The organism is Lactobacillus sp. B4015 (genome assembly GCF_026536055.1).
Lineage (GTDB): Bacteria > Bacillota > Bacilli > Lactobacillales > Lactobacillaceae > Lactobacillus > Lactobacillus panisapium.
The window spans coordinates 12867-33711 of record NZ_JAFNOY010000010.1 but is presented as its reverse complement, the minus strand read 5'-3'; the positions used below and the strand labels follow the sequence as shown (position 1 = coordinate 33711).

Here is a 20845-nt window from a genome sequence, read left to right as displayed (position 1 = left end):
TTTATCGATACAGCGAGTTCATTCAACTCGTTTTTTTCTACTTGTTAGGAAATAAAATGTTTCCAGCATATAGGAAAAAAGTAAGAGGAAATTTTGAGTATAGCTAGCAATAATAAACTTGTTCTTAAAATTTAAAACTTAGGAGGCTTAAGATGTCTGAAACAAAAAGAATTTTACTAGTCTGCGGAATGGGTATGTCTAGTGGCTTTTTAGCAACTAGTGCGCGTAAAGCAGCTAAAAAGATGAAAAAAGATTATCAAATTGAAGCAAGAAGTGAAACAGAAGTATCTTCATTTTTACCTTCCATTGATGGTTTGCTAATCGGTCCACATTATTCACAAAAATTGAAGGAATTTCGTAAGCAGGCTAAACCATACCAAGTACCAGTCGAAGTAATCCCTGACGATATATATGGCATGATTGATGGAAAAGGTCTAATTGAATTTATTCAAAATGATTTGTTTAAAGAATAGGAGAAATAATCATGAATCAAGTAATTGATTGGTTGACTAACAAAGCCGCTCCTGTAATGAAAAAATTTGTTACGAAGCCCTGGATTGCAACTATTGCAGAATCGATGCAAAAAATTATTCCTTTTATTTTAGCTGGTTCATTGATTTTTCTTTACAACGTTTTTCGGTCATATATACCAGTTCTTCCCGACCTGTCAAATCTATCAAATTTTACTTTTGGTATGTTAGGAATAATCGTTGCATATTTGATTGCTAGTGAAGCTATGGAAAACCTCAAGCATCCACAATACTTGCAAATGGCTGGACTAACAGCAATAGCAGTCTTTTTTATTACGGTTAATCCTGTAATTAACAAAAAGGGATTATTTATAGCTGAATTTAATCGTTTTGGTGCAACCGGTTTATTAGTAGGAATGCTAACTGGCTTATTAGTTGCACTTGTTTTTCACTTATGGAGCAAACTTCATTTATTAGAAGAATCTAGTATTCTTGATTTCGTTGTGGGATGGATTAATACGATTATCCCTATTTTAATTAATGTTGCACTTTTTTCGACTATTGTTTTTGTTAATAAATTAGATCCATTTGAATTAATTAATCTAATTTTTAGTCCATTACAAAATTTTGGTCAAACATTACCAGGATTTTTGCTTTTGAGTCTCATCCCAACGTTTTTATACACATTAGGTATTTCTTCCTGGTCATTTAATGCTGTTTCCACACCAATCTTTATGGCGGGAATTACAGCTAATATTGCAGCCGTTGCTGCAGGCAAACCCGCTACAAATATTGCTACAAGTGAAGTAATGTTCACTACGGCTTTAATTACAATGGGTGGAATGGGGGCAACTTTAACCCTTAATATTTTGATGTTATTTGCAAAATCAACTAGGTTAAAGGCAATTGGAAGAATTTGCCTGATTCCATCTATTTTTAATATAAATGAACCAATTATGTTTTCTACTCCGGTTGTAATGACACCGATTTTAATGATTCCAATGTGGATTAATGCTATTACAGGTCCATTAGTTATATGGGTTGTTATGCGACTACATTGGTTAAATATTCCAGCAAAGATGATACAGATTGGCCAAATTCCTGCACCATTTTCCTCAGTTATGATTACTGAAGACTTACGAGCAGTGATTTGGTATGTGGTCTTGTTTATTATTTATTTATTAACTTGGTATCCATTTTTTAGAGTATATGATCGGCAATTGGTCAAACAGGAAGGTAAGCAAAACAATTAGGTGAAGAAATGAAAGAAAAAAGCAAAACAGATGAGTTGATATCAGTTTCAATGCAAATTATTATGCATGCGGGAAATGCAAGGAATTTAGCAGACGAAGCTTTTAATAGTGCTAAAAAAACAAATTTTAAACAAGCAGCTGAACAATTAAAACAGGCAACCGAACAATTAGTTAAGGCTCATAATGCGCAAACTAATATTATTCAAAGTGAAGCTAAAGGAATTAAGTACGACTATTCTCCACTTTTTGCTCATGCACAAGATACATTAATGACAATATCAAGTGAGATAAATTGTGATCAAAAAATGATTGAAATACTAAAGTTAATATCCATTTAAAATAAGGAGGATTAATAATGAGAGAAACATTTCCAGATTCATTTATGTTTGGTGGAGCAATAGCTGCTAATCAAGCAGAAGGTGCGTTTAAGCAAGATGGTAAAGGACTTAGTACAGCTGACATTCAACCATATTTACCAAATGTACCAAAAACAGAACTACATTTTAATAATATGGATTCAAAAGCTTTAAGTAACTATATTAACGGTGACTATTATTATCCTAAGCGGCAGGGTGTTCATTTTTATGAGCGCTATCAAGAGTATATTGATGCTTTGGCTCAAATGAATTGTCAAACTTTGCGACTTTCAGTTGCATGGACCCGCATTTTTCCCAATGGTGATGAGGATAAGCCAAATGGAAAAGGTCTACAATTCTATGATAATTTGTTTAATTATATGCATAAAAAGGGAATAGAACCAATTGTAACAATCAATCATTATGAGCTACCGCTTAATTTGGTCCAAAAGTATGGGGGTTGGTATAATCGAAAGCTGATTGATCTATTTGTTCATTACAGCAAAGTTATTCTCCAACAGTATCATAAACAGGTAAAATATTGGATTGTTATCAATCAGATTAACTTAATTCATTTAGAAGCTTTTGCATCTTTAGGAATTTTGCAAGATAAAGTAAAAAACTATCGGCAAGCTAAATATCAGGCTGTTCATCACCAGTTTATAGCATCTGCACAAGTAACAGAATATGCTCATCAGCTTGATTCTAGCCTGAAAATGGGAGTAATGCTTGCAGATTCTCTTTCTGATCCGTTAACTCCGTCACCAGCTGATACTTTACGAACATTTAAAAAAAATCGGTTACAGTATTATTTCGGTGATGTTGCAATTCGTGGAAAATACCCCCAATTCATTTTGAATTATTTTAAAGATAATAATATCAATTTGAAAATTGAGGATGATGATTTACAGGTAATCAAAAACAATACAGCTGATTTTTTGTGTATTAGTTACTATTATTCAAATGTTGTGGATGCTACTAAGGATTCAATGGATCCAGAGCAAGTGGAGGCAAATCCTTATCTTAAGGCTAATGACTGGGGGTGGGCAATTAATCCAACTGGTTTGTATGTAAGGCTTTCAACTTATTGGGATAGGTACCATTTACCAATGATGATTGGAGAAAATGGTTTTGGTTATAACGATGTTTTAACTGCTGAGAAAAAAGTTCACGACTCTTATCGGATAAATTATACTGAGAAACATTTAAAAGCTGTACTGAAAGCAATTGAAGATGGTGCGAATATTTTTGCCTATTGTTCATGGGCTCCATTTGATATTATCAGTGCTGGCACGGCAGAAATGACTAAACGTTATGGCTTTATTTTTGTTGATTATGATAACTATGGTAAAGGATCAGGTGAATTAATTCCTAAAGACTCTTTTTATTGGTATAAAAAAGTGATTGAAACTCGTGGCATGACTTTGTTTGAGCCAAAAAAATCAAAATGATTTGGCTGTATGTAGCTGCTTTAAAGGCAGTTAGCATAGTTACGAATTAATTAAAAAGACCAGTCCTAGTTATGTGAATGAAGTTAACCTCTAGAATTGGACGTTAACATTATTTCATATTCGCTAAGGCCGTATTCCGATATTCAATCGGGGTGTGGCCTTTTTTCTACACTACCAATAGTAAATGAAGCGACCAAAATTAAGTATGAAATTAATTGTTTGCGAGCAATAAAGAGGACTGGTAATTAGAAACTTGTCCGTTTTATTTGCAGGCCTAAATTGCCTAAAAGTTGTCACCATGATTAAATAAAGAAAATATAGATTAGTATTGAACGGGAGATAAACCATGAAAATTTTGGTAATTGGAGCACACGGTCAGATTGGCCGGCAGTTAGTACAAATTTTACAAGCAAAGGAAAACTGTCAAGTAATTGCGGGCTTGCGCTCAGCTAGCCAACAGGAAGAATATCAACAACAAAATATTATGACTGCGTATGTTGATTTGACAAAAGCACAAGCACAACTTGAACAGGTAATGCAAGGAGTTGACGTGGTCGTATTTGCTGCTGGCTCAGGTGGAAAAACTGGTGCGGATGCAACGATGATGATTGACCTTGATGGTGCGGTTAAGGCAATTAATGCTGCTGAAAAGACAAATGTTAGTCGGTTCATCATGATTAGTTCAATTAAGGCCAATGACCGGGGCTTTTGGTCAGATAATGTTCCACCTAGAGCTCCAGAAAGCTATTATTACGCAGCCAAGTACTATGCTGATGAGTGGCTTTTGCACAGTTCTTTGGATTACACGATTCTGCGGCCAGCAAGATTAATTAATCAACCTGCTACTGGAAAAATTCAGATAGCTTCACAATTGACGCAGTCAATAGATGATATAAGCATTACTAGAGCAGATGTTGCCGAAACGGTTGCTTCTATTATTGAAAGTTCTAGATTGCATAAGCAGCAATTTGATTTAGCTAATGGTGATACACCGATTGTGCAGGCAATTGAGCAATTCAACTAAACAAGTTAATTTCAATTTAGCTAAGAAGACAAGATTTGATGAATCTTGTCTTTTTATGTTGCATTAATTCTGTTAGCCTAAATAAAAATGCTAATATTAAAAATAAATGATATAATTAATTAAGACTTTTGTGACTGGCTCATTATAGGTTGTGTCAATTTCGTTGTGGGGATGAAACTGATAGTTTAATCTTATTGAGTGGAGACATAATGATAATTAAAACGGAAAATTTAACAAAACAATATCAGAAAGTAACTTCCGTCGACTTTTTTCACCGAACGAAACAAACTATTGCTGCGGTTAAAAATGTTTCTTTGCAAATTAATCAAGGTGATCATGTGGGTCTTGTCGGCCTAAATGGTTCAGGCAAATCCACCTTAATCAAAATGATCTTAGGAATTTTGCAGCCTAATGAAGGTAAAATTACAACTTTTGGTGTGAATCCAGTTGATAATCGACAAATAAATGCCCGTAAGATTGGTGTAGTGTTTGGGCAAAGAAGTCAGTTACGCTGGGACTTGCCGGTAATGGATACCTTGCTATTAAACCGGGAACTTTACCAGGTAGATCACAAAGACTTTCATAGCAGGCTGAACCAATTAACTAAAACGCTTGGTGCTGAGGACTTTCTAAGTCAGCCAGTGCGTACGCTTAGTTTAGGTCAACGAATGAAAGCAGAATTTATTGCGGCCTTAATTCATGATCCTGAACTAATTATTCTTGATGAACCAACAATCGGTCTTGATGTTTTAACTAAAAACAGTCTGATTGCTTTTTTAAAAAGGCTAACAAATAAAACAATTATTTTCACCTCGCATGATCTAATTGAAGTGGAGCAGACATGCTCCCGAATCATGATTATGAATGCGGGTAATTTGGTGCTCAATCTTGACAGCGCAAAAATTGCCAATTTAGCAGTACCGGCAACGATTACTTTTACTAGTAGCAGCAGTAACTATGCTGATTTACGCCAAACGTGGCCTCAATTAATGCAGCTTACAAACGGTGACTTTCAACTAGCTGACATTGAACAAAAAAATATTAAAGAAATTCTGAGCCAATTAACTGCCAGTGTTCCAATTGAGAATATTGAAGTTAAAAATAATAAGCTTGAATACTTGCTCAGTCGTATTGCAGGGGGTAATGCCCATGAAATATAGATTGACCTTAATAAAAATAGGTATCAAAAATGGTTTTGCATCGAAATCTGCCTTAGTTTTTTGGCTTTTTTCAGCGCTAATTTCATTTATTGTCCAGTATTTTTTGTGGAAAGCTGTTTTAATAGGACGGCCAAACGCAGTTTTTCGGCAGACAGTTAGTTATCTGTTATTAATGCAGTTATTAACGATTTTGTTTCCTAAATCTAGCTATACGCTTAACGATAAGGTACGTTCGGGTGATATTGCGCTTGATTTGCTAAAGCCACTGGCTGTTCGAACTCAGTTACTCTGGGAAAGTTTAGGTTATTCTATTGCTAAGTTTTTAGTAATTGGCTTAGTCATTTTAGTACTTTATTTTTGGCTCTTAAATTTCCAAGTCTCTTTATCAGCGATATTAATGGTCGTAGTAGCTGGTTGCTTAGCGTACTTTTTATATTTTGAGTTAGAACTAATTCTGGGAACATTCTCTTTTTATACATACAGTATTTGGGGAATTTCTACCTTTAAGGAAGCAGTTTTGCTTGTTCTTGCCGGAAATGTTTTTCCAGCTAACTTCTATCCAGATGCTTTAAAAACGCTGTCTTCTTATTTGCCGTTTCAGTATTCGTTTGGTGCGGTCGGAATGTTGGCTGAAACACCATCTTGGTCATTTTTTAGCCAAGTAGTGCTGATCCAAATTTTATATTTATTACTATTTAGCTTCGTGTATAAGTACCTTTTTAAACATGCAGTTACTAAAACAGTAGTTCAAGGAGGCTAAAAATGAGATATCTAAAATTGTTTTTTGCCTATTTAAAAGTTAATTTAAAATCTCTTGCTGTTTATGATCTTGATTTTTACTTTGCGATTGCAGGCATGATTATTCAGAATGTACTTAATATTGTTGCTCTGAGGTTTATTTTCAATTTAGTACCACGAATCAAGGGTTATAGTTTTGAGCAATTACTGCTTACTTATGCCTTGGCGACGCTTGCATTTGCAATCTTTCGCTGCTTTTTTATTAATGCGCTTAATATTTCCGACTATCTTCATCAGGGTAAGCTTGATACGATCCTAATTAAACCGGTTAGCCCGCTTTTCCAGCTAGTCAATGAGCGAGTTGATGAAGACGCGTGGGGTGATTTGCTGGTTGCACTTTTATTGTTAGTGCTGGTTGATATTCGGCTACATAATCCCTGGTACATAACGGTGATGTTTATTTTTATTTCACTGTTTACTTCTTTAATTTTCTTAAGCTTAGCAATTCTGGGCAATATTGTCTCACTTTGGTCTAATGGCTTAGCCGACTTGGCTGAAACCACGTTTGACTTTTTTGAGATGAGCAAGTACCCGTTATCAATCTATGCGGAAGGATTTAGATTGGTTTTAACTTTTGTGTTGCCACTAGGCTGGGTAGCCTCAATTCCGCAAGAAAAAATTGCTCAAGAGCATGAATGGATCTGGCTGGGAATTATTCCGGCAGTTTGTATTTTATTCTTTTTACTTATTTACCAATTGTGGCGACTCTTTTTGCAGAGATACCAAAGTACTGGTAGCTAATTTAAGTAAGTAAAAAGCCTTTGATTTTTCAGTCAAAGGCTTTTTAATTTTTAGCGAGTAAAGTTTTGGTCTGCGGGAGTCAATGGTCCTACAACCCGATGAGGCGTGTACAGTTGTTCAAGGTAATGTAAATCTTCAGTAGATAAGTCCAAATTAACGGCATCGACAGAGGATTTAAGGTGATTAGGATTAGTTGCACCAATAATTGGAGCAGCTACTTGAGGTTTGTGAAGCAGCCAAGCTAAGGCAATCTGTGCTTGCGGCACATTGTACTTAGCGGCAAGTTCACCCACACGCTTGATAATTGGCATATCTTTTTCTTTGTCCGCATCATATTTTACTTGCGCTGGCTTATCAGTCTTGTAGCGCAAAGTATTGCCACTCCATTGCCTAGTCAGGCGGCCAGAAGCAAGTGGGCTATATGGTGTTAATGCGATATCTTGGTCTTGGCAATATGGAATCATTTCGCGTTCATCTTCACGATACAAGAGATTGTAGTGGTTCTGCATGGAAATAAATTTGGTCCAGTTATGTTTTTCAGCTATATTTTGCGCTTGTTCGAATTGCCAGGCAAACATAGCTGAAGCGCCGAGATAACGCACTTTTCCTGCTTTAACAAGATCATGTAAAGCCTCCATTGTTTCTTCAATTGGTGTTTGGTAATCCCAGCGATGAATAATATAGAGATCAATATAATCCATTCCTAAGCGTGTTAGACTTTGATCAATTTGCGTCATGATGGCCTTGCGTGATAAGCCATGCTGGTTAGGATCATCAGTTGGTGTATAAAAAACTTTGGTAGCAACGACTACTTGGTCGCGTGGGGCTAATTTTTTTAAGGCCGCGCCAAGATATTTTTCACTGTCGCCATGGGAGTAAATATTAGCAGTATCAAAAAAATTAATTCCTAAGTCTAATGCTTGTGCGACTACTTCCTCGCTTTTTTGTTCATTAACTGCCCAAGGAAACATGCCAGCTTCTGGACGTCCGAATCCCATTGTACCTAAACAAATTCGCGACACGTCTAAACCGGTGTGACCTAATTTAGTATATTTCATCATAATTCCTCTTTTCTTACGAATTTTCTTCGGCTAATTGACTTGCAGCTTGATGAATTACTTGCACACTATTGATAACAAAGGGAAAACCAACGTAAGGCAAAAGCTGGATTACTGACCAAATTAATTCGCTTTCGGTATTGCCAGCCTTTAAACTTCCGCGTGCATGAGCCCTGATCTGAAATTCAACATTTAATGTAATAAGAGCTAGTAATTCATAGCGCTCGCGATCGCGAACCGGCAAAGTCTTCCGGCTATAAAAATCATTAAAAAAGTGCTGCGTTAACGCATGTGGAATAAATTGACCGGCTTCATCGGGCAAATCTTTTAGTAAGTTCTTGATTTCTGTACCGTAAAGCCTACTTTGCACTCTAGCGCCAAAATCTTGATCGGTTGCAGTTTCAGTTAGAGACAGCTGAACTTGATGCTGAGCAAAAACTTTTTGAATACAAGATAATGCCTGCTCAACTTTTAATGTGCCGATAACAGGTACTAATTGGTAAATTACTTCGGTAATTGTTTCAGGCTCAACATGCTTATTTAGTGCTTGCTCAACTTGATCAGGCAGCTGCTTAATTATTCCCTGGGTAATACTAGCAATTATTGGAATTAAAAAGCGATCTTTTTGTAAGTGCTTTGCACAATGATTGTTAACATCATTAACAAAAGGGGTAACTAATTGGTTAAATTCTTCGATAAGTGGTTTATTCACAGTATTTTCTCCTTTATTAACTAAATTCTAGTGTGAATTATTAATAGTGTAAAATGCTTATCGTGCATGATTAAAGATAATTTTAAGTAATTATAACGGTTAAAAGATTGATTCCTTTAGCAATTTTAAAAATAGTTCCGCTACAGGTGATAGACTGACCTCGCGTTTCCAAACGACTTTAATTGGGTATTGCAATTGGGGCGCAAGCTTTCTAAAAGTGACGCCAGAGCCGGGTGAAGTGTTAACTAGGTTATCCAGGGTTAGCATCAGTGCAGCATTATTTTTGACCAGCAAAGTGCCATTGAAGTTTAGGTTATAAGTACCAATAAAGTTGACCTTTTCTTTGTAATTGCCCAGCCAATTTTGAAAAGTATGAAAATTGACCGCCTGCTGTGAATTTAAAACTGACCGACCAACTAAGTCCTGTGGCGTAATCATTTCTTGTTTGACTAGCGCGTCGCTAGTATTCATTAATACGCCCCAAGTGTCTTTTTCAGGCAAAGTTAAAGAGGCGTAATTTGGTGTGGGTGCATCCCCAATAATAACCGCAAAATCAACTATGCCGTTAGTTAGCTTACGTTCGGCATAACTATAGTCGCCGCTTAAAAGGTGAATTTTAACGGTTGGGTGCTCTTTAATAATCGCACTCACAACATTCATGATGCGCTGCATACCAATACTTTCGCCAGCAGCAATGGTTAAGTCGCCACTAATAAAAGAAGATGATTCTAGATTGCTTTTAGTCTTGGCAGTTAAAGCCAAGATTTCTTTAGCTTGCTCTAGCAGGTATTGTCCAGCAGGAGTAAGCGTCAATCGCCGTGACTTGCGGCTAAATAACTTAACGCCTAATTCATCTTCTAGATCCGCAATTTGTCTAGACAATGCGGGTTGGGAGATTAACAGTTTTTGTGCTGCGTGTGTCATATTGCCTTCTTGTGCAACCGCAACGAAGTAATTTAAAACTCGTAATTCCATTTTCTTTCTCTTTATATGTTTATCTGTTTTTAGTTAGTGATTTTTGACTATTTTTTAATGCAAACTGGTTATGTTTAGTAATCATTAATGAGTATTTCACATCGGTAAAGTAAGTATCTACAATTAAGATATCATCATCTTTTAACTAGTATTGAAAGGAGTCTTTCAAATGAATGAATGGTCAAAAGCGGTCCTAGATAATTTTACTCATGACGAGGCGATTAAAATTGAGCCTTTTTATGAAGATGGCAAAACTCACGCCACGCCGGTAACGATTTGGTTTGTGATTATTGCAGGTAGAATTTATATTAGGGCATATCACGGACAAGATTCTAAGTGGTATCAAGCAGCCGTAAAGCAAGGTGCAGGTCAAATCACAGCTGGCAATCAAACTTATCAAGTTAACTTTACCGCTGTTAGCAACAATACTGAAATGGATCAGCGAATAAATCAGGCATATCATCAAAAGTATGAGGGTCAGAGCCCATTAGAAGGGATGACTTCTCCGGCGGCAATTAAAGCAGCAATATGTATTACGCCAAAGCAAGATTAAGCTAGTCTAGAAGATATTAGTAAGCGAAAAGCTCCAACTACTAGGAAGTTTAAGGTGCTAAATTGGAATAGTAGTAAGCCGGATCCGATCAACTGTGCAACCAAATAAATGATATCATTAATGCTATTTTTCAAAGCCTTCGGCTTCAGCAAGTTCTTCGGTATCATTAATTAGAGGCATTTCGAGCCTACCTAAATGAAAGCCGGTAATATCTGACATGAGATTAATTCCGATAACAATTAAAACTAAATTACTACCAGCAAAGCTACGTCTAAAAAGTAAACTAACAATGATATATGGTCTAAAGTATGGTCTAAAGCGAATGCTGGCTAATCAAACCATAATTAATTTCTTAACTTGATTGGAATGAGCGAGTATAGCGAGCAATTACAAAAATTTATGCAAAAAAAGGGACTATTTTGACTAAGAATTGTCGAATACGCCAATCTTTAATTCCTTTTTCTTTTTTATTGTATACTAAAGGCATAAAAGGATAGGTATATACATCTAAATTAGTAAGCAATATTATGAAAGATTGGTTACGTGGTACATCAATTATTATTTTTTTCAGTGAATGAAATCGCATTTTGGAAATTAATGATGTTGACAGATGTGCAATAAGTTTTTGATGGATTACTTATAAAGTTTAGGCAAAAATGATTAAATTTTATAAGGTGTGAATTATGAAGATAAAACTTAGTAAAATTTTTCCTATTTCAATAGGCATTATATTATTAATAATTGCGATAAAAGATTTTTCTCCTTGGCGTAGTCCAAGGGAAATAATAATAGCACTACTAACATTAGCAGTGGCATTATGGCCCACAAGTAAAAACCAAAAATCAACTTCTTCTGAAACGGATTACTTAGTTGATCACAAAGTTGTAGTTTATTCAGAGCGTATTTATTTAGCGATGTTCTTCGTCTTTATAGTTTTATACTATTTAGATGGGAAAAATATCTTACTGGGTGTTATATCTATTTATTCATTATTACTTTGGCTTGTTCAGCAGGTAATAATAATTGTTTTAGACTTATTAAAAAGTAAAAGAAAATAATTAATTTTAGAGGCATACTCTATAAAAAGGCTAGCTTAATTCCGCCAATAAAGCGCAAAGACGGCATTAGAAGTATAAATATAAACTGGATAGGTGCTTTTGTCTTTTGGGCCGCGTAAAAGACTTATTGTTAAGTCAAATTATACTTTGTTTAAAGTAAAAAATTGGGAGATTAACAGGATGAAAATAGCAGAAGCAGCGCAAAAAACTAACGTAACTCCAGTTACCCTGCGCTATTATGAAAAAGTTGGCTTAATTCCGCCAATAGAGCGCAAAGACGGCATTAGAAATTATAGCGAAGCTGATATAAACTGGATTGGCTTTATCAGATGCATGCGTCAAGTGAGAATTCCCGTTAATGACTTACTCGAATATACTAAATTAGTTCAAAAGGGCACGGATACTAGAAAAACCCGGCGCGCAATTTTAGTTAAAGAATTAGAAAAGCTTGAACAAGAAAATCACAACATCCAGCAAACAATTACGCGCTTAAAAACTAAAATCACTTTGTACGATCAGGGCAAAATTAAGTAAAGTGTTATTTTTTATTTTGCCCATAAAAATTTAACCAGTAACTGAGCTACCTGCTTGTTTTCATGCAGCTTGCTGTGTTGAGCGTTTTGCCCGTGAAATTCGTGTTCTTGGTAAGATCGTGCGCGTTTACTAACTAAGTAACGGTAAGAGCGGGAGGAGTTATTGTCAACTGAACCATCTGTTCCGTTACCAGTATTACCGTAGATATTTAGTACGCGGGCATTTTGCGGGAAAGTCCTTCTTAAAGGCAGTAGTCCTTTGTAGCCAGTATCCATTTTTTCTGGCTTACCATTTTTAGTTAAAATAGTATGCTTGGGTGCGCCGAGTTCGCCGAGATAGCCGTTATAATGGCCTGCAATAGAAACTTGTTTATTCAATTGCGGCATTTTGGAATTAGCTGCATTATTTTTTAAATAATAGGCAATTTGCAGGTTGCCCATGGAATGACCGACTAAATTGATTTTATTAAAATTGTATTTCTTCTGCAGCGCTACTACTACGTCTTTAATGTAATTACTACTTTTAGTTAAAGCACGAGCCTGATCGGTTTCATCTGGGAAAATACTTTTATTATTAAGTAAGTTGACCTCAATGATGGGATTTTTAGCATTAGTACTGATGGTTTTATCAAACGTAACTTTGCCGTCTTGACTAACGTCAGCTCTTATAATTGAGTTAGTCGCGTTACAAGCGCGGGCATAATTTGCCATGCTTTCTTCTGCATGATAGCTGCTGCCCCAACCATGAACAAAGATGGTGGGAGTAGCAATTGTTTTAGCTGGATTTTGCTTTTGCTCTGCCTTATTAAAGAAGAGCCACCAGCAAGCTAGTAACACAAGAATTGCTAACAAGCCACTCAGAACTGCCTTGCTTTTTTTCGTCATTTTTAATCCTTAGTAGACTTTGAGAGTCTAAAGTATATTTTTAATATCAGCTGTAATTTGCTTAACCGTCAAATGATTATCCTGGTAGATTTGCTCAACAGGAGTTTGGTCGGTATAAACCCGCTTTTGCCCGTAATTAAGGACTTTGACATCTTTTTGACCAAGATAAGAAGCTACTTTTTGACCAAAACCGCCGTCTAAGGTGTTATCTTCCAAGGTAACAATGACTTTGTGGTTAGCTGCTAGTTCGTCTAAAGCTGCCTGATCTAAAATATTGGCGGAAATAGGATTGACTAACGTTGCATTTAGCGCGGTAGCAACTTGTTTTCCGAGGCTGTAGAAGTCGCCTAGGGCAAGAATTGCAACCTTTTGCCCAGGATTGATGCGGTATGTTAATTCGCTATAATCAGTGGCAACTTCTTGGTCATCACTGACAGGAACGTTAGCGGGTAATTTAATGGCAACTGGATGCTTTCTTTGCTTGATTGCCCATTCAAGCATTGCTTGTTCTTCTTTTAAAGTCGTTGGAGCTAAGTAAAGCCAGTTGGGCAAGTTGGCAACCATTACTTGATCAAAAATGCCAAGGTGAGTCTTAGAACCATTTGAAATTCGGCCACCAGCAACAAGCATGACTACTGGTAGGTCGTTGGCTGCAACGTCATGGGAAAGCTGGTCAAAAGCGCGCTGTAAAAAGGTGGAATTTTCCATTAAAACTGGAATGCCGCCTTCTTTAGCAAAACCAGCAGCAAAGGCAACTGATTCCTGCTCGGCAATGCCAACATCGGTATAGTTTGCCGGGTACTCTTGCTTAAAGTGGTCAAGATCAAAGACGCCAGGAATGGCAGCATTAATTGCCATAATGTTTTGGCCAGCCTTGATTTGCTCCTTGATGACATCTAGTGCAATCGAATTAGGGGTTGGCGCAGATGAAACTGCGGCTGTCGGTTGATCAGTAGCTAAATTAAAGGGACTAACCCAATGGTGGGCCTCTTCATCTTGAATGGCAGGCTTATAGCCTTTACCCTTAAGCGTGTTGATATGCAGCAAGATTGGGTGATCGACATCTTTGACCGCTTTAAAAGCGTTAATCATTGCTTGAAGGTCATTACCATCTGCAACGTAACGGTAATCAAAGCCCATTGCCTTGAAAGGATTTTCTGCCGCTTCGCCATTAGAATCACGCAATTTCTGCAGTGCCGTAACCAGTCCACCAACATTTTTATCAATTGACCACTGATTATCATTAACGACGACAACTAGGTTATGTTGCTCAATTGCGGCATTATTAAGACCTTCAAAAGCTAGGCCGCCAGTCATTGACCCGTCACCAATTAAAGCCATGATATTTTCATGTCCGCCTAGTAAATCACGTGCCTTGGCCATTCCGGTTGCCAGGGCAATTGAGGTCGAGGTGTGGCCGATTGAGTAATAATCATAGGGACTTTCATCAGGATTAGTATATGGCGTAACGTCTTCATAATGATCAGGATCAAGCCAAGCTTTTGCTCGTCCTGTTAGCATTTTATGGGGATAAGTTTGGTGGGAAACATCCCAGACGATCTTGTCTTTTGGCGCATTAAATACGTAGTGATAGGCGATGGTTGCTTCAACAATTCCTAAGTCAGGGCCGAGGTGTCCGCCTTCATATGCGTCTTTTTCCAAAATTAGTGTCCTAATTTCTGTGGCTAATTGTTCCATTTCTACGATACTTAATTTTTTAAGGTCTTGGGGACCAGAAATTTTATTTAATAAAAAATCTTCATGCTTATTCATGAAAAAGTGCCTCCCTGCACAATTAAATAGATGATTGTTGACTGCTTTAATTATAAAATACTTTATTTGGGATGAAGAAAGTTCGTAGATTGATTTACGATCTGGATACCCGCAATAAAGCGATTAATCATTAAAATTGTAATACTTAGAGCTAAGGTTAAGTCAAATATTAATTGGAAATTTTTTAACCAGTTTTTAGTATTATAATCATTATTAAGAATAATGTTTGGAACTAAAATAATGGGATAGCAAAATGACAATTGGCGCTTTATTAAAACAGTACAGACTTGAAAATGGCAAGACGCAAAAAGAATGGGCGGCTGGCATTGTCAGCCCTTCGTATTATTCAAAAGTTGAACAAAATAAGCATCGCATTACCGCCGAAGACTTGATTGCAGTCTTGCGCGCAAACCAAATTGGCTTGTGGGATTTCTTTCAAAGGCTGGATGATAGTGAACGGCAACAATTTGATGAATTTAAATTTGTTGATCATGCAATTAACCAAGCATGGTATCAAAATGATCAGGCCAAGCTGAAGGAAATTAGGCAATATGTTAAAGATAGTACAATGGCTAATCAAGACAAGTGGTTGCTTTACCTTGATGCAGTCGAGGTGGAAATTAATAATCAGCCAGAAAAATTAAGTGCAGAAAAACGTGCACAATTAAAAGAGTGGCTGTTTGATTTTACTGATTTTGACGAAACCAAATTACGAGTTTATATCAATTTGATGCCATTTTATGACCTTGACAGCAACCTGCTCTTTAGCAAAAAAGTTATTGCTAAATTGCAAAAGTCGGATAAGTCGCGGCATCAAACAGAATTATTAGGCATAATTGGCAATTTGTTGATTGATTTAATTAAAGCTAAGCGATATGACGATACCGGCTGGTTGATTAAAGCAGCAGCTAAGATGGCAACAAGGCCAGAGCTGTTTTTCTATAAAAACGTCTTGCTGGTGCTTGAAAACATGGTTAATTATCATTTTGACCATCAAGATAAGTATTTGGAAAAGTGTGAATGGGCAATTAAAAACTTTACCTTAATAGGGATGCCTGAGTATGGTAGTGAAGTGGATTCTTTTTTCCGCCAATACTGCGATTAGGAGCGCTGGCTAATATAAAAATCTATTGGCTTGCTAGCAAATAAAAAAACTGGTGCTATGATAGGTTTATATATGGAAACCATTGGTTATAAAGGAGTGATTCTTAATGAAAGTTGGTTTTATTGGAACCGGGGTAATGGGAAATGCGATTTGCCTCAATTTATTGCAAGCTGGTCATGAGCTCTGGGTTTACAACCGAACAAAAAGTAAAACGGATAACTTGGTTGCTAAGGGTGCGACTTGGTGTGAAAGTCCAAAAGCGGTAGTTGAGCAAGCCGAAGTGATCTTTTCAATCGTCGGTTTTCCTAAAGATGTCGAGCAAGTTTACTTTGGCGAAAATGGGATTTTGACAGCAACCGTTAAGGATAAGTACTTGGTTGACATGACCACATCAAAACCGGCACTTGCTCAGCGCATTTTTACCGAAGGTGAAAAGCTTGGCGCTAAAGTTTTGGATGCACCTGTATCTGGTGGTGATTTGGGTGCTAAAAATGGTACGCTGACGATTATGGTCGGTGGTGATAAGGCAGCCTACGATGATTTGGTAGATCTTTTTAATGATTTTGGCAAGTCAGTTCATTATTTTGGCCCAGCTGGTTCAGGACAAAATACAAAGATGGCTAATCAAATTATGATTGCAGGTACAATGACTGGAATGACAGAGATGCTGGTTTATGCCAAGAAGGCTGGACTTGATCTTAATGCCGTGCTAGAAACTGTGGGTGCCGGTAGTGCGGCAAACTGGAGTTTAAGCAATTATGGTCCCCGAGTTTTAAAGGGTGATTACACTCCGGGCTTTTTTAGCAAGCACTTTTTAAAGGATCTCAGAATTGCGCTAGATACGGCTAAGGAAATGAAACTTGAGTTGCCGGCAACCGAGAAAGCGGCTGAGCTTTACGCTAAACTGGTTGATGAAAAAGGACTAGGCGATTTAGGAACGCAGGGCTTAATTAAACTTTGGTGGAATTAGCTGCGTTAAAATTGCAAACTAAAAAACGACCGATACTAATGGGGGTTCTTATCAGTATCAGTCGTTTTTTTAATATCTACTAACTTATAGTTTGCTTTTAACTTCTGCTACACCGTCCAAAACGTTCGCGTAACGAGCCAAAATAAAAAGATAGTCAGATAATCGGTTAATGTATTTTAAGCAAGCAGGAGCCAATTTTTGCTCTTCAGCGTCCAATTTAACCATTGCTCGCTCAGCTCGTCTGGCAATTGTGCGAGCATAATGTAAGTGTGATGCTGTTAGCGATCCGCCAGGTAAAATAAAATGGGTTGTTTTTGGAATTTGCTGGTTAAGCTCATCGATTTGTTTTTCAAGCGCGGTAACTTTAGCGCTAGTAATCTGCTCATGCCGTTTGACAACAATGTCACTTTCAAGTTCGTATAGATCACGTTGCAAATTTTGTACTGGCACCAATAACTTTTGGCAATTAGCGGATAAACTTGCGGCTACAACGCCGAGATACGAATCAAGTTCATCAATGTCGCCTACGGCAACAATTTGGAGGTCATATTTGGGTACCATTTTGCCCGTAACTTGTTTGGTAAAACCATGATCGCCAACTTTGGTATAAATTTTGATAGTCATGATAGCCTCTTTTGGTAATGATCAAGTGCGATGTTAAGGGGTTTGTATAAAATAGGATAAAAAACTAAATTACCAATGGCATGGTAAGTATCAAAGGTCAGGCTGCCGGCCCAATAAGCTAGAAAGGCTTGGAAGCCGCCAAAAATGGACATCCCGAAATCAACAAAACAACCATATTCCCAGCCTAAAAACGTGACAAGTATTAGTTGCAAAATAAAGTGCTTTTTTAATGGCGTAAATTTTGCAAATAACGCCACGGTTAAAACGCAACCGCCATAGGCAAGAACCTGCGAAACGGTCCAAATACCAAATCCCAGATAGATGTTAGAAACGACCATCGTTAAAATGGCCAAAGCAAAACCAAAAGTAAAGCCCAAATTTAGCGTAACGATCATTAAAATTGCAGTAACTGGTTGAACATTAGGTACAGGAATAATTTTAAAAATTCTAAGCGCCACGCACATTGCGGTTAAGATTGCAAGAAGTGCTATTTTTTTGGTTGAGTTGTGCATAATTAATTAGTTCACCTTAGCTAGAGTGAATTTAACCTTGTCTTTATTACCCACTCTTTGCTCAGTTGCGCCCTTGTTAGCGAATTTACCGTTAATGGTATATGTCCAGTAAATGTGTTTTGCTTTATTTTGACTCTTGCCGGCAATCGAAGTAATAAAGCCGTTAGTGCTCTTTACGTGCCATAGTTTCCTAAGTCCTTGCATAACTGTTGAATGCTTAGCTAATTTAACCGTCCGCTTTTTATAATTCTTATTATTTACTTTAAGAGTGTAGGTAACGTGAATTTTGCTTGCTGCACTAACCGTAGTAGGTGTTTGTGTAGTTTCATAACCTGCAAAGGTAAAAGTGAAAATTGTTGCTAAACTGGTAATGACTGCTAATTTATTTTTTTTCATGATAAAAACTCCTCGTAATATTTTTCTGATAACGTAATAATTTGTAATTTTGACTATTTAACTGGGCAAGCGCCGTTTTCACAATCTTCTTGATCAACAAGTTCTAAGTCTTTTTGATCGTCATGTTGTTTGGTAAAGACACTAGCAACATCGCCTGAAATCTGAGCTTTGCGCTTTTCATAAGTTTCCTTATCAATTGGCTCTTTTGGTGCTTGTTCTAATGAACCACCATAATAAGGCAATAAAGAAGTTGACTTAATTACATGACGGTATTGCTTAAACAGCGAATTAATCTTATCGCCCTCCTCTTTTTGGAACGTGACGGTACAACTAACAGCATTGTCGGACCAGTATGTTTGTAAAAACGCTTGGGTGGCAAATTGCTCTTCGATTGAAACCGTCCCGGCAGAAGCAAAGTTTTCACTATCCGCATGGGCTGCCCGTAATGGAAATTCAACACAAGTAGTGTTTGGTGAATAAATATCGGGTTCAGAATAATAGCCGCAAGCTGCTAATGCTTTTAATAATGGATCGGAAGCTTGGAAACGAATTCGCTGAATTAAATAGCCAGCATAGTGGAAGTGCATTCCTTCAGATGCCCCTGCAAGTTTAGCTACAGTTCCTGATGGCTTAACAGTAGTATGCTTAATTGATGGCTCGCAGTGCAGCGCCTTGCTATACTCATTGTCTGCATCAACAACGGCTTGATATGCAGAAGTAACCATTTTGATTCCTTTAGGATCGTAGATCGGCACCTTGATTTTTTCACCAGTTTCTTGATCGACCTCATCCTTAAAGCCGGTAACAACCCGGTGGCCTAGATCATTTAAGAGCCAATCTTGAATTCCTGACATGGAAACACCGATACGCCGGTTTTTATAAATAATCTGGCGAGAAATCTCCCAGTCGTAGGCACTAAAGGTTACGCGCTTGGTGTAGCGTGCGGCCAGCTTGAAGACATCTTGAAGATTCCAGCCTTGTTTTTCAGCGATATAAGGGAAAACTTCAAATAGGTTGCATGGCTCGCCATTTCCAAGCGAGATCTCACCACACGGATTGGTTCCCTCGACTTCGCCATCAATGTCTTTTTGATAGCCATCAATTATACGGCCGTAATTGCGCGATAAATCAAGGTTAACAATTCCCGGCTCACCATTCTCCCGAATACCATTGGCGATAGGCTCATAATCATTAAATTCAGCGTCGATTGCGACACTATTATTAGAAGCCCAGCGATGATGATAGAGCTTATCTTTATCCTGTTTCATTGTGATGAAGTCCTGGTCATCATTTGAACCAAGCGCCAATTCTGCTGATCTTCTGACATTGCCAGCAACAACGGTTTTACCGATTAAATTGCAGATATCGGTGCCATCAACGGAAGTTAGGTGACCGCCAACCCGATCATTAATAATTTGATTAATTTCAAAAACCATTTCTACTAGTGGCATTGGTCCTGAAGCTGTTCCGCCAAAACCATGAATCTTGGCGCCATAAGGTCGAATATCACTGATATCCAAAACTAGCTTTTGCTTGTTTTCAGGATTGGTTTGGTTAAAGTGCATATCGATTAGACGTGCATTGGCTAAAACCCAGCCTTCGCGAGTATCGGGCAGCTTGTAGTAAACGTAATCGGTAGCACCGTCATTTTGCTTTTTCCAAGTTGCTTTGTCAGTTGCACCCAACTTAACTGAGTCTTTGTAAGAAGTGCTCGTCTTATCGATTACAACCGTTAAATCAACTTTTTGATCAACTGGTGGAATTTTGGCAATATTTTCTTTTACGACAGAAAAACCAACACCGCCACCTTTCATAAGTTGATCGAAAGTAAAAGAAAAAGGCATTGAAACAGCTTGTTGATCCTTAGATAAGTAAGCAGGAACAATATGACTGTCACCATATTTTTGTGGTCGGATTGCGATAAACCAGCAATTGTTCAATGAATCACCGTTGCGCTTTTGGTAATCAGTTCCAGACACCCAAAGATTACGTCCAGATGGAGTGGCGGCAAGCCCGTAAACTAGCCGGTATAATTCACGGGCCTCATTAGTTAATTCGGTGATGACTTTCTCAGAAGGTGAGTCTGCAAGGCGCGGGTCAAGGTTAATGTTTCCTTCAACCACGCGTTTGACGGTTTCATCCCACTCTTCGGACCGGTTTTCTTGTGGAAGCCACCGAGCATAGGTCCGCTTGTAGGTAACCCAGCCTAATTCGCCCCAGTGAGGTGAAATATTTTGTTTCACTTGATCAATATAAGCCTGATCTAAGCTTATTGTTGTGTTTTTCATGTGTAAAATAGCTCCTAAAAACTAACAAATGTTCCACACATACATTATGTATGGCTACAGAAAGAACTATACCACAATATCTTGTATTTGATAGCGGATATGCTACTGTAAAACACGAACAAAAAACCCGAATTAATGTAGGAGTAAGAT

22 protein-coding genes are annotated in these 20845 nt (G+C 37.5%); 13 read left to right on the top strand and 9 right to left on the bottom strand.

Annotated elements, in window-relative coordinates; all coding sequences use genetic code 11:
• Positions 1 to 152 precede the first annotated feature (152 nt).
• The 8 genes from J3U71_RS09810 (at position 153) to J3U71_RS09775 (ending at position 7253) form a co-directional block, all read left to right on the top strand.
• A complete protein-coding gene (locus J3U71_RS09810; RefSeq protein ID WP_267394005.1) occupies positions 153 to 473 on the top strand; it encodes a PTS sugar transporter subunit IIB in 321 nt (106 codons plus the stop codon).
• An 11-nt stretch (positions 474 to 484) separates the two neighbouring features.
• Positions 485 to 1723: a PTS sugar transporter subunit IIC gene (locus J3U71_RS09805; RefSeq protein ID WP_267394003.1), complete on the top strand. Its 1239-nt coding sequence runs from the start codon at positions 485 to 487 to the stop codon at positions 1721 to 1723.
• Positions 1724 to 1731: 8 nt separating this feature from the next.
• Positions 1732 to 2061 (top strand): PTS lactose/cellobiose transporter subunit IIA, encoded by a 330-nt coding sequence (locus J3U71_RS09800; protein WP_220268891.1) that lies wholly within the window; start codon positions 1732 to 1734, stop codon positions 2059 to 2061.
• Positions 2062 to 2078: 17 nt separating this feature from the next.
• Positions 2079 to 3530 carry a glycoside hydrolase family 1 protein gene (locus J3U71_RS09795; protein ID WP_267394001.1) on the top strand — a complete coding sequence of 484 codons (1452 nt, stop codon included), beginning with the start codon at positions 2079 to 2081 and terminating at the stop codon, positions 3528 to 3530.
• A gap of 346 nt (positions 3531 to 3876) precedes the next feature.
• Positions 3877 to 4554 carry an SDR family oxidoreductase gene (locus tag J3U71_RS09790; protein ID WP_220268895.1) on the top strand — a complete coding sequence of 226 codons (678 nt, stop codon included), beginning with the start codon at positions 3877 to 3879 and terminating at the stop codon, positions 4552 to 4554.
• Positions 4555 to 4763: 209 nt separating this feature from the next.
• On the top strand, positions 4764 to 5714 hold the full coding sequence (locus tag J3U71_RS09785; protein WP_220268896.1) for an ABC transporter ATP-binding protein: 951 nt from the start codon (positions 4764 to 4766) through the stop codon (positions 5712 to 5714).
• Positions 5704 to 6474: an ABC transporter permease gene (locus J3U71_RS09780; RefSeq protein WP_267393998.1), complete on the top strand. Its 771-nt coding sequence runs from the start codon at positions 5704 to 5706 to the stop codon at positions 6472 to 6474. The genes J3U71_RS09785 and J3U71_RS09780 overlap by 11 nt, the downstream gene beginning before the upstream one ends.
• Before the next feature lie 2 nt (positions 6475 to 6476).
• Positions 6477 to 7253: an ABC transporter permease gene (locus J3U71_RS09775; protein WP_220235012.1), complete on the top strand. Its 777-nt coding sequence runs from the start codon at positions 6477 to 6479 to the stop codon at positions 7251 to 7253.
• 50 nt (positions 7254 to 7303) lie between these two features.
• Here the strand turns inward: J3U71_RS09775 and J3U71_RS09770 are convergent, their stop codons facing one another.
• The 3 genes from J3U71_RS09770 to J3U71_RS09760 form a co-directional block, all read right to left on the bottom strand.
• A complete protein-coding gene (locus J3U71_RS09770; RefSeq protein WP_267393995.1) occupies positions 7304 to 8311 on the bottom strand; it encodes an aldo/keto reductase in 1008 nt (335 codons plus the stop codon).
• 16 nt (positions 8312 to 8327) lie between these two features.
• Positions 8328 to 9023, bottom strand: a complete 696-nt coding sequence (locus tag J3U71_RS09765; protein ID WP_267393993.1) for a carboxymuconolactone decarboxylase family protein — start codon at positions 9021 to 9023, stop codon at positions 8328 to 8330.
• Between the two features lie 99 nt (positions 9024 to 9122).
• The gene (locus J3U71_RS09760; protein ID WP_267393991.1) at positions 9123 to 9998 is read right to left on the bottom strand and encodes a LysR family transcriptional regulator; all 876 of its coding nucleotides are present in this window, start codon (positions 9996 to 9998) and stop codon (positions 9123 to 9125) included.
• Positions 9999 to 10167: 169 nt separating this feature from the next.
• On the opposite strand from J3U71_RS09760, the gene J3U71_RS09755 reads away from it, so the two are divergent.
• From J3U71_RS09755 to J3U71_RS09745, 3 genes are all read left to right on the top strand, one after another.
• Positions 10168 to 10551: a DUF2255 family protein gene (locus J3U71_RS09755; RefSeq protein ID WP_220232569.1), complete on the top strand. Its 384-nt coding sequence runs from the start codon at positions 10168 to 10170 to the stop codon at positions 10549 to 10551.
• A gap of 683 nt (positions 10552 to 11234) precedes the next feature.
• Positions 11235 to 11609 carry a hypothetical protein gene (locus tag J3U71_RS09750; protein ID WP_220235016.1) on the top strand — a complete coding sequence of 125 codons (375 nt, stop codon included), beginning with the start codon at positions 11235 to 11237 and terminating at the stop codon, positions 11607 to 11609.
• A 180-nt stretch (positions 11610 to 11789) separates the two neighbouring features.
• The gene (locus J3U71_RS09745; protein WP_267385024.1) at positions 11790 to 12143 is read left to right on the top strand and encodes a MerR family transcriptional regulator; all 354 of its coding nucleotides are present in this window, start codon (positions 11790 to 11792) and stop codon (positions 12141 to 12143) included.
• Positions 12144 to 12154: 11 nt separating this feature from the next.
• Here the strand turns inward: J3U71_RS09745 and J3U71_RS09740 are convergent, their stop codons facing one another.
• Positions 12155 to 13027 (bottom strand): alpha/beta hydrolase, encoded by an 873-nt coding sequence (locus tag J3U71_RS09740; protein ID WP_267393987.1) that lies wholly within the window; start codon positions 13025 to 13027, stop codon positions 12155 to 12157.
• Between the two features lie 27 nt (positions 13028 to 13054).
• Positions 13055 to 14800 carry a 1-deoxy-D-xylulose-5-phosphate synthase gene (locus tag J3U71_RS09735; protein WP_267393985.1) on the bottom strand — a complete coding sequence of 582 codons (1746 nt, stop codon included), beginning with the start codon at positions 14798 to 14800 and terminating at the stop codon, positions 13055 to 13057.
• Positions 14801 to 15053: 253 nt separating this feature from the next.
• On the opposite strand from J3U71_RS09735, the gene J3U71_RS09730 reads away from it, so the two are divergent.
• On the top strand, positions 15054 to 15905 hold the full coding sequence (locus J3U71_RS09730; RefSeq protein ID WP_267393983.1) for a helix-turn-helix domain-containing protein: 852 nt from the start codon (positions 15054 to 15056) through the stop codon (positions 15903 to 15905).
• 106 nt (positions 15906 to 16011) lie between these two features.
• Positions 16012 to 16875, top strand: a complete 864-nt coding sequence (locus tag J3U71_RS09725; protein ID WP_267393981.1) for an NAD(P)-dependent oxidoreductase — start codon at positions 16012 to 16014, stop codon at positions 16873 to 16875.
• 84 nt (positions 16876 to 16959) lie between these two features.
• Here the strand turns inward: J3U71_RS09725 and J3U71_RS09720 are convergent, their stop codons facing one another.
• Genes J3U71_RS09720 through nrdJ form a run of 4 tightly spaced genes read right to left on the bottom strand, consistent with a single transcriptional unit; the run spans position 16960 to position 20695 of the window.
• On the bottom strand, positions 16960 to 17499 hold the full coding sequence (locus J3U71_RS09720; protein WP_267393979.1) for a cob(I)yrinic acid a,c-diamide adenosyltransferase: 540 nt from the start codon (positions 17497 to 17499) through the stop codon (positions 16960 to 16962).
• Entirely contained in the window at positions 17496 to 18011 is a 516-nt protein-coding gene (locus tag J3U71_RS09715) for an ECF transporter S component (protein WP_103752689.1), read from the bottom strand. Before J3U71_RS09715 ends, J3U71_RS09720 begins: the two co-directional genes overlap by 4 nt.
• Before the next feature lie 6 nt (positions 18012 to 18017).
• Entirely contained in the window at positions 18018 to 18407 is a 390-nt protein-coding gene (locus tag J3U71_RS09710) for a DUF4430 domain-containing protein (protein ID WP_220268919.1), read from the bottom strand.
• A 53-nt stretch (positions 18408 to 18460) separates the two neighbouring features.
• Entirely contained in the window at positions 18461 to 20695 is a 2235-nt protein-coding gene (nrdJ, locus tag J3U71_RS09705; RefSeq protein WP_267393977.1) for a ribonucleoside-triphosphate reductase, adenosylcobalamin-dependent, read from the bottom strand.
• Positions 20696 to 20845 lie beyond the last annotated feature (150 nt).